At 66.9% G+C, this 7,550-nt stretch carries 8 protein-coding genes and 1 tRNA gene; 6 read left to right on the top strand and 3 right to left on the bottom strand.

Translation table 11 applies throughout. From position 1 onward, the window contains the following. Positions 1 to 744: 744 nt before the first annotated feature. Positions 745 to 1,125 carry a hypothetical protein gene (locus tag ACIPRD_RS31570; RefSeq protein WP_356411583.1) on the top strand — a complete coding sequence of 127 codons (381 nt, stop codon included), beginning with the start codon at positions 745 to 747 and terminating at the stop codon, positions 1,123 to 1,125. On the opposite strand, the gene ACIPRD_RS31565 is transcribed toward ACIPRD_RS31570, so the two are convergent. Beyond that, positions 1,115 to 2,014, bottom strand: a complete 900-nt coding sequence (locus ACIPRD_RS31565; RefSeq protein WP_401568043.1) for an IS5 family transposase — start codon at positions 2,012 to 2,014, stop codon at positions 1,115 to 1,117. The two genes, ACIPRD_RS31570 and ACIPRD_RS31565, sit on opposite strands and share 11 nt — an antisense overlap. Positions 2,015 to 2,535: 521 nt before the next feature. On the opposite strand from ACIPRD_RS31565, the gene ACIPRD_RS31560 reads away from it, so the two are divergent. From ACIPRD_RS31560 to ACIPRD_RS31545, 4 genes are all read left to right on the top strand, one after another. Further along, positions 2,536 to 2,623: transfer RNA gene (locus tag ACIPRD_RS31560), tRNA-Gly, on the top strand. 281 nt (positions 2,624 to 2,904) lie between these two features. Further along, the gene (gene serS, locus ACIPRD_RS31555) at positions 2,905 to 4,185 is read left to right on the top strand and encodes a serine--tRNA ligase (protein WP_401568041.1); all 1,281 of its coding nucleotides are present in this window, start codon (positions 2,905 to 2,907) and stop codon (positions 4,183 to 4,185) included. A gap of 258 nt (positions 4,186 to 4,443) precedes the next feature. Further along, entirely contained in the window at positions 4,444 to 4,842 is a 399-nt protein-coding gene (locus ACIPRD_RS31550; protein WP_401568039.1) for a hypothetical protein, read from the top strand. A gap of 86 nt (positions 4,843 to 4,928) precedes the next feature. Then, the gene (locus ACIPRD_RS31545) at positions 4,929 to 6,047 is read left to right on the top strand and encodes an IS630 family transposase (protein ID WP_401568053.1); all 1,119 of its coding nucleotides are present in this window, start codon (positions 4,929 to 4,931) and stop codon (positions 6,045 to 6,047) included. A 10-nt stretch (positions 6,048 to 6,057) separates the two neighbouring features. Here the strand turns inward: ACIPRD_RS31545 and ACIPRD_RS31540 are convergent, their stop codons facing one another. Continuing rightward, positions 6,058 to 6,375 (bottom strand): immunity 53 family protein, encoded by a 318-nt coding sequence (locus tag ACIPRD_RS31540; RefSeq protein WP_401568037.1) that lies wholly within the window; start codon positions 6,373 to 6,375, stop codon positions 6,058 to 6,060. A 334-nt stretch (positions 6,376 to 6,709) separates the two neighbouring features. Here ACIPRD_RS31540 and ACIPRD_RS31535 point away from each other — a divergent pair, with 334 nt between their 5' ends. Next, positions 6,710 to 7,147, top strand: coding sequence for a winged helix-turn-helix transcriptional regulator (locus ACIPRD_RS31535; RefSeq protein ID WP_401568034.1), 438 nt, complete (start codon positions 6,710 to 6,712; stop codon positions 7,145 to 7,147). A 126-nt stretch (positions 7,148 to 7,273) separates the two neighbouring features. On the opposite strand, the gene ACIPRD_RS31530 is transcribed toward ACIPRD_RS31535, so the two are convergent. Next, entirely contained in the window at positions 7,274 to 7,477 is a 204-nt protein-coding gene (locus ACIPRD_RS31530; protein ID WP_401568032.1) for a cupin domain-containing protein, read from the bottom strand. Between the last annotated feature and the right edge of the window lie 73 nt (positions 7,478 to 7,550).

Genomic DNA, 7,550 nt, shown 5'->3' with positions numbered 1-7,550 from the left:
GAAGCCCGGACGGGTGAAACACCCGGCCCCCGCTAGGCCACTACGGGGACCTCTCCCAGCAGCGAGTCCGCGGATATTCCCGCCGTCCCGCCGTTGATGACAATCCTGCCCCAACACACCTGACAGAAGCCTGACACCACACTGACACCCACACCCCCAACACCCCACCAGGGAAAGCACCACCTACAGAGTCGGCGCGGGGTCCAGGGAAAGCCCACTGCCCGACCGGGGATGCCGATGCGCCAGGAGCGATCGGAGGAAGCCCTCTGCTGTTCGAGGGCGGGGAGCACACACGTTCCGGCGGCCGGAGAACCGGGCTGGAACTGCAGCGAGCTTCCAACACACCCCACCCAACCCACTTGACCAACAACCACACCCAGCACAAACCCCACCAGAGACAACACCGACCCTGCACTGCCAGAACACGCCCCCCCAGGCCGGCCCGCACGAAAAGCCGGCCCAGCCCGTCACGGCGCTACTCCCCCGCCACCACCCCACCACAACTCGCAGCCAGCACCTCACGGATCCTGACGTCACAACTCTCCGCGGACCGGTCGGACGTCGCCCACGCAATATCAGGCCTGCCCAAAACCGTCCTATCCGCCAGGCCAGCAGCCCCCCTCCATCCACTCCTCAAACCGCGTTTGAGATCTGCCACAGAGCCGCGGACCCGACCGCGGCGGAAGTGCCAGCGGGGCGATCTCCCTTGGTGATCGGTACGATCGGCGGGTTGGAGGGGATGTGATGTTGCAGGTTCTGTACAGCGGGGAAACGAAAGAGCTCGCGCTTTCCGGAACGCGTCAAGGACTGCTGGCGTTCGGACAGTTGCTGCGGGGGAAGGCCGGAAGCTTTGATCTCTCGGAGAACCCGTGCCCCTCTCCCTACGAGAGGGCGCTGTCGGAGATCGCGTTTCGGGAGGATCCGGAGCGGGCCACCGTTTCGATCGTCACGGAAGCCCAGGTCCTGAGTATCAAGGGAGGGCGGGAAGCTCTCGACCTCCTCGCCGACAACATTGAGGGCTTCGCATCCGAGGCGGGTGCAGGCGATCATAGCCACGTCGACTCCCCGACATACGACTACATCGCTCCAGAGTCGGACCCGCTGGTGATCGCCTTCATGCAGTGAGCCACGAGCCCTCGGCCGCAACGCGGTCGAGCCTGTGGGCCTCAGTGCGGGAGAGCGATCTTGGGCCTGGTCGGGTTGCCGGTCGGCCTCGGGTAAGGCGGCGGACCATGACGCCGATCATGGCCCATCGAATCATCGTCTCGGAGTGGGCTGGGCTGGTCTCGTAGTCCCGGGCGAGCCGCCGGTGGGCGGTAAGCCACGCGAAGGTGCGCTCTACCGCCCACCGCTTGGGCTGGACCTGGAAACCGCGCTGGCCAGGGGTCTTGCGGACGATCTCCAGATCGCGGCCGAGGATCTGTACGACCCACTCGACCAAGCGGCCGGCCAAGCCCTGGTCGGCCCAGACCTTCCGGACACCGGGATGGTCAAGCCTGGTCCACAGCAACGACCTCTTCGCGCCGTCGCGGTCCTGGACGCTCGCCGCGACGACATGGACGGCCAGCAGCAGTCCGAGAGTGTCGGTGACGATGAACCGCTTGCGGCCCTTCACCTTCTTGCCCGCATCGAATCCCCTGGTCGCAGCGGGGACGGTGTCAGCGGTGCGGATGGACTGCGAGTCGATCAGGCCCGCGCTCGGCTCCGCGTCGCGGCCGTCGGCCTCGCGGACCTGGCCGCACAGGGCGTCATGGATACGCTCCACGGTGCCGTCGTCGTGCCACCACGTGAAGTACCAGTACACCGTTGGCCACGGAACGAAGTCCTTCGGCAACTGCCGCCAGGCACACCCCGTCCGCACCACGTAGAAGATCGCATCCACGATCCGCCGCCGCGGGTGCTTCTCCCGCCGACCACCCTTCGGACCCACCCGCGCTGGCGGCAGCAACGGCTCCACCAGCGCCCACTGCCCATCCGTCAGGTCCGACGGATATCCACCCCCAGCACCGCTCACAGAGGGTTCAACGACCGCCTTGGCAACGGGAGACGGTAGATCTCAAACACGGTCTCAGGTCTCTATCGGCCTAGTACGAATCCCGCAGAGCTTCCGGGACACGGCTACGGAGGACAGCAGCGAGTTTCCAGCTGAGGTTGGTCGAATCCTCAATGCACAACATCAAAGCCCACGTGCACGGCGTCCACGGAGAACCGATAAGCACAAGACTCTCCTCAAATTCGCCTACCACCCAACTCACTTACCGCCAACCGCAGCCCCCGAAGAGGACAATGAGGTGACTCGGTCACGGGGCCATGGCGCTCCACGCACTCCGAACCCTGACAAAACCCGGCACACACCCGCCTCCGGCGGCATCACCACCAGCAGCCGGCCTCCCAAGCACGTCGCGGAAATCCTGAACTCGCAAGTCACGGGCCAGAAAACATCGACATCAGCCTCGCATCAGGCCCCCGTCAGAACCCGGAGCGCAGAATATTCACCAACAGCGCGACAGCCAACAACCCGCGGACACGCTGCAAGGAGAGGTCCCCGTAGCGGCCTAACGGGGGCCGGGTATCCAACCCGGCCGGGCCACGGCCCACGCAGGTTCGAATCCTGCCCTCTCCGCACAACACCGATCCACCCGCGCGGGCCGCTACAGACCACAGAACAGCACTCCGCTGCCCAGGAGAACTCCCCATCGGCGAAACACCCCCCACCCGCGGCAGCGACACCGCGGCCAAGACCGGGGCGTCCGGCGCAACGCCCCCGGGCTGCGCCGGAACTTCGCCGTATCGGGCCTGCGCGGGCAATCCGGTCGCACGCCTACATACGCCACTGCCACTGCCACCCGCCCCGGCCGCATGGCCCGATTACCCGAACGCGCCCTCGCCGCCCAAGGAGACGCCGTGCACGACCCACAGGAGTTGCTGCGTCCCGACGCCCAGGCCACACAACGGCTCAGCACACGCCGTTACGCCCTGGACACGAACACCCTCGAAAAGCTCGTCCAGCGACGCACCGAAGCCATCAAGAACAAGGACTCCCTGCGCGCGAAGCTCAACTCCGTCTCCCGCAAGCTCGCGCAGCAGCGTGATGCCAGGGATCAGCACGACCTCGACACAGCGAAGGAGCTCAAGAGCCAGGTCCAGCCGGCGGACGAGGCGCAACGCATCGCCGACAGCGATCTGCACAGCTTCCTGCTCGCAGTGCCCAACATTCCCGCGGACGAGGCTCCCGACGGCGGCCCCGAAGACCAGCCGGTCGAGATCCGGCGGTGGGGACGCCCACCGACCTTCGACTTCGAACCCCGCGACCACGTCGACCTGGGCACCTCCGCAGGCATCCTCGACCTGCGCCGGGCCAGCAAACTGTCCGGATCACGCTTCGCCGTGTTCCGCGGCGCAGGCGCGATGCTCGAGCGCGCGCTGGCCTCGTTCCTGCTGGACCTGCACACCAAGGAACATCACTACGTCGAGCACAGCGTCCCGTACCTGGTCACACCCGAGACGATGACCGGAACGGGCCAGCTGCCCAAATTCGCCGACGACTTGTTCGCGACCCAGGTCGCCGACCACCGCCTGTACCTGATTCCCACAGCAGAGGTACCGCTCGTCAACCTCTACAGCAAGGAAACCCTGTCAGAGGACGAGCTCCCCCTGAGTCTCACCGCCCACACAGCATGCTTCCGCTCCGAGGCCGGATCCTACGGCCGGGACACGCGCGGAGTGATCCGCCTCCACCAGTTCGCCAAGGTGGAACTCGTACGGATATGCCGCCTGCAGGACGCGGAAGAGCAACTGCAGCTCCTGCTCAGCCACGCCGAAGAATGCCTCCAGCGCCTCGGCCTCCACTACCGAGTCACCGACCTGCGCGCAGGCGACCTCGGCTTTTCCGCACGTCGCACCTACGACCTCGAAGTGTGGCTGCCAAGCCAACAGGCATTCCGCGAGATCTCCTCCGTGTCCGACTGCGGAGACTTCCAGGGACGCAGAGCCGGTATCCGCGTCAAACGCGACAGCTCGAAGGAATACACAGCCACGCTGAACGGCTCAGGACTCCCCATCGGCAGAACCGTGGTCGCCCTGATCGAGCAGAACCAGCACAGCGACGGCTCCGTCACCCTCCCCCCGGCTCTCACCCCCTACACCGGATTCCACACCATCAACCCCGACGGAACCACCCGCTGAGAACTCCTGGCAGAACGACCCTCGATGAGGAGAATCGGCCCGATGACGTCGGTCCGAGGCGGTAAGACACCTCGGCCGCATCCGGCAGATAGTCGAACCTCTGCCACGCTCCATGGACGTCGGCCTTCGCAGCCAAACTCGCCGTCGCAGCAAGATCGTTCGTCGCATCAGCGCGGGAGACTGCACGAGCGCAACTCTGCTGGCAAGCTTCGCCCGAGCCGCGTCTCCACTGCGGCGAGGTCGGGTGCCTCCACCGACATGATCCAGAGCTTAATCAGCCGCCTCCAAGGCACCGGCGGTACAGCGGCAGTAGCAGCTCAAGGCGCTGGCGATACCAGCGACGGCCAGCAAGCGCTCGGCCTTGCGCTGGTAGCGGCGATGCAGGCAGCGGCGCCCGCTCAGTCAGGACATGGTCCGTTCGACCACGCACCGATGCCGGCCCAGGCAGCCGGAAGGTTCAATGCCACGGCGGGTGATGCGGGGCACGATTTGCCGTCGCCGCAACCGGCCCCGCTGGTGGTCGAAGACATAGCCCTTGTCCGCGGGCAGCTTGGCCGGGCGACGACGGCGTGGGCCACGGTGGGAGCGGATAGGCAGGATACCGTGGTCGACGATCCGCTCGGCCGCGGACTTCGCGATGCCGAACAGTGGGGCTAGTGCTCTGACCGGGAAGGTTCGCCGGGTTGGTGGTCGTGGCGGTTGGATGTGCGGTGACGTCCGTCCGTCCGATCGTTGGGGGTGTGGTGGCTGAGCCTGTCCGTGTGCGCAGGTTGACCGACCAGGAGGGGCAGAAGCTGCAGCAGATCGTGCGCCGGGGCAGCACCAGTTCGGTGCGCTACCGGCGCGCAATGATGCTGCTGGCCTCGGCCGGCGGGAACCGGGTCCCGGTGATCGCGCAACTGGTCCAGGCCGACGAGGACACCGTCCGGGACGTGATCCACCGGTTCAACGAGATCGGCCTGGCATGCCTGGACCCTCGATGGGTGGGAGGCCGTCCCCGCCTTCTCAGTCCTGACGACGAGGACTTCGTCGTCCAGACGGCCACCACCCGCCCGACCCAGCTCGGCCAGCCCTTCACCCGCTGGTCCATCCGCAAACTCGCCGCCTACCTGCGCAAAGTGCACGGTCGCGTCATCCGGACCGGCCGCGAGGCGTTACGATCCCTGCTCGCTCGCCGCGGGGTCACCTTCCAGCGCACCAACACCTGGAAGGAGTCCCCGGACCCCGACCGTGACACCGAGCTCGACCGCATCGAGCACGTCCTGGACCGCTTCCCCAACCGCGTCTTCGCGTTCGACGAATTCGGCCCGCTCGGCATCCGCCCCACCGTCGGCTCGTGCTGGGCCCCTGCCGGTCACCTTGAGCGGCACCCCGCGACCTACCCCCGCACTCACGGCGTCCGGTACTTCCACGGCTGCTACTCGATCGGCGACGACACCCTGTGGGGCGTCAATGGCCGCAAGAAGGGCGCCGCGAATACCCTGGCCGCGCTCAGGTCGATCCGCGCGGCCCGTCCGGACGGCGCCCCGATCTACGTCATCCTGGACAACCTGTCCGCCCACAAGGGCGAGACCATCCGGCGCTGGGCCAGGAAGCACCGGGCCGAGCTGTGCTTCACGCCGACCTACGCGTCCTGGGCCAACCCGATCGAGGCCCGCTTCGGGCCATTGCGGCAGTTCACCGTCGCCAACTCCAACCACCGCAACCACACCGTCCAGACCAGGGCTCTGCACGCCTACCTGCGCTGGCGTAACAAGAATGCGCGTCACCCGGACGTCCTCGCCGCCCAGCGGAAGGAGCGCGCCCGTATCCGTAGCGAGAAGGCCATCCGCTGGGGCGGCAGGCCCGCGCTCGCGGCGTGAGCAGCTCCCATCAGAGCTCTTCCACGACGTCCTCGGATGCCCAGGTCCGGAACAGCGAGAGTGCCTCGGTCAGATTGCCGGGCCCACAGGTGACGTGAAACGTCTGCTCAGACGTCCACGCCATGACCCAGTCACGCTCGTCTCGAGTAACCCGCTGACGGGGATGCTCCCGGTCAGCCAGCTCCGTCTCTTCGAGATTGATCTTGACGAGCCACCCCGGGTTGTCGATCGTCTCGATCGTCACGCCCCATTCGTGTTCCCAGTCGCCATCGCACTGTGAGGAATACCAGCTCTGCAACCATTCAAGGACGCGCTCGGATCCCGACATGGACGCGATGGTAGGCGAACCACACGTGGACCAAGGGATCCGGTGAACCTTCCCGGTCAGAGCACTAGCTGCTGCAGGACACGGTGTAGAAGTCGTGGGTGAAGTCCTCCAAGGCAGCGCTTCAGTGGCAGCGCTCCAGTTGTACTGCCCTTCACGCGCGAGCGATCTGCGTAGCGGCGCCTGGCCGAGGCCCGCGCGCCCAGCGAGGCGCATTCCGGGCGCGCAGGGAAGACATGGTGCGGGCGAGAGCGGCGACCGTCGTCCCCGCCCCAAGAAGCCGGCATCCTGAATAAAGTAGGTACCTAGAGGAAAGCGACTTCCCCGGGAGGGACCCATGAGCGAGACCACCGCTGGGCCAAGCACCCGGGTGACCGGTCGCGGCAAGCCGGACGCACAGGCCGCCCCGGTACTGGCGTGCCCGGTGTCCCCGGTGCTCGACATCGTCTTCAGTCGCTGGACGACACCGATCCTGTGGACGCTGAACCAGTTCGGTCGCCAGCGATTCGTCGAGCTCCAGCGCAACATCGCCACCATCACGCCGAAGGTGCTCACCCAGCGGCTGCGGCAGATGGAACGTGACGGCCTGGTGGTGCGCACGTACTACCCGGAGGTCCCGCCCCGCGTCGAGTACGAGATCAGCGAGCTCGGCCGCAGCCTGGCACCTGTCTTCGCCCATCTCGCCGACTGGTCCGCGGAGAACCTCGCGAAGGTCGAACGGGCCAGGCAGGAGTTCGACGAGTCGGAGACCCCCGTCGTCGCCGCTGTTCGCTGAGGCCGATGCCGGACCGCAGCGGTCACCGCATCGTGGCCTGTCCGGATGAGGTCGTCCGCTCACGAGCGCGGGGCGGGCCGGGCAGTCGGCGAGGGGACGTCATGGCGTACGAGGTGGGGAGCCGTTTTACTGCTCCGGCGATTCCATGATCACCAGCGTGCCCCTGCTCCCCGCGCGAACCGCGTGCACGACCCCTGCCGGGACCATGAACAGCTCGCCCGCCCGTACCGACACGGGCATGCCGTCGACCTCCAACTCCAGTCGGCCGTCCAGTACCAGCAGGGCCTCGGCGGCGCGATGGCTCTCTTCGCCGACCTGTGTGCCGTCCATCCGGAGAACCTTCACGCAGGCCTCCCCCACAGTGCCCAACTCGCGAGAACTCCACGCGTCGGGTAGATCTGCC

Origin of the sequence: Streptomyces sp. NPDC090108 (genome assembly GCF_044747185.1) — a bacterium.
In the GTDB taxonomy this organism is placed as follows: domain Bacteria; phylum Actinomycetota; class Actinomycetes; order Streptomycetales; family Streptomycetaceae; genus Streptomyces.
Note: the sequence above shows the minus strand (reverse complement) of the source record. Positions and strands in the feature narration are given on the sequence as shown.

Coding starts and splice junctions, on each gene's coding strand:
- ACIPRD_RS31530 (WP_401568032.1), bottom strand. CDS start 7,477: ATGGACGGCACACAGGTCGGCGAAGAGAGCCATCGCGCCGCCGAGGCC.
- ACIPRD_RS31540 (WP_401568037.1), bottom strand. CDS start 6,375: ATGTCGGGATCCGAGCGCGTCCTTGAATGGTTGCAGAGCTGGTATTCC.
- ACIPRD_RS31550 (WP_401568039.1), top strand. CDS start 4,444: ATGATCCAGAGCTTAATCAGCCGCCTCCAAGGCACCGGCGGTACAGCG.
- ACIPRD_RS31570 (WP_356411583.1), top strand. CDS start 745: ATGTTGCAGGTTCTGTACAGCGGGGAAACGAAAGAGCTCGCGCTTTCC.
- ACIPRD_RS31535 (WP_401568034.1), top strand. CDS start 6,710: ATGAGCGAGACCACCGCTGGGCCAAGCACCCGGGTGACCGGTCGCGGC.